The following is a 901-nucleotide window of genomic DNA, read 5'->3' on the forward strand; positions in this document are numbered from 1 at the left end:
ATATTGGTGGTGGTGATATTAATTCTGCACCCCAAGATAGACAATGATTATATCCATCTAATGTTATTAATTATTATTCACCTTATGATGGTAGTTTCTTATGACAAGAAATAACCTTTTCAAGTATTAATGACAAAATTAGTAATAGTGGTTTGGCAGTAAGACAATTTATTCAAACAAGTGCTCCAGGAGAGGGTTATTGTTTTCCTAAAATAACTTATGATGAAAAATTAAATAAAGGTATTGTTGAATTAGATGATATTTTATTAAAAGATCCAGGGGTTAGAGCAATGGCAGTTAAATTTTATGGTAATCCAATTTTATTTGATATACCAGTTATAGGAAGACCAATTATTAAAGGTCAATTTAATAAAAAAGTAATGAATTCACGAGATTTATTAATGTATAACATGTATCCTGCTCCACCTGATAAAATAAATACTTATGCATCACCCGAAGTAAGTTGATATAACATTCAAGGGATACAACCAACTATTATTACTGGATATAAAGATTGAAAAGAACATATTCAATCAATGTCTGATTTTTGAATTGAAAAAAATAATGAGGGTATGGTAATAACAGATAAAGCAAGTTCAACAGCAACTAATCCGACTGTTGGAACAACTATTAAGGAAGAAAATTCAAATTCTAAACCTTATTGGTCTAAAAATTGAATGATTACTCCACCAAATAAAATAAAAGTAAATAGTGGTAATGATGTTAATAACATTATTAGTACCCAAGCGTCATCATATTTTAGAAGAAAAGATGAATTTGGTAATACTGTTGGTCAAGTTCAAATTGAATATAATAAAATGGGTAAATGTAATGTTTGAGATATTTTAAATATGAATAATTTTATTAATCGCCAAATTACAGTATTACCTTTAAACTATAC

Annotated in this window: 1 protein-coding gene; it reads left to right on the forward strand. The window is 27.3% G+C overall.

Annotated elements, in window-relative coordinates; all coding sequences use genetic code 4:
* The coding region (locus EHU54_RS06045; RefSeq protein WP_400249497.1) for a hypothetical protein at positions 1–901 on the forward strand (901 nt) is incomplete at both ends.

Source organism: Spiroplasma sp. ald, assembly GCF_044714355.1.
Classification (GTDB): Bacteria; Bacillota_I; Bacilli_A; order Mycoplasmatales; family Mycoplasmataceae; genus Spiroplasma; species Spiroplasma phoeniceum.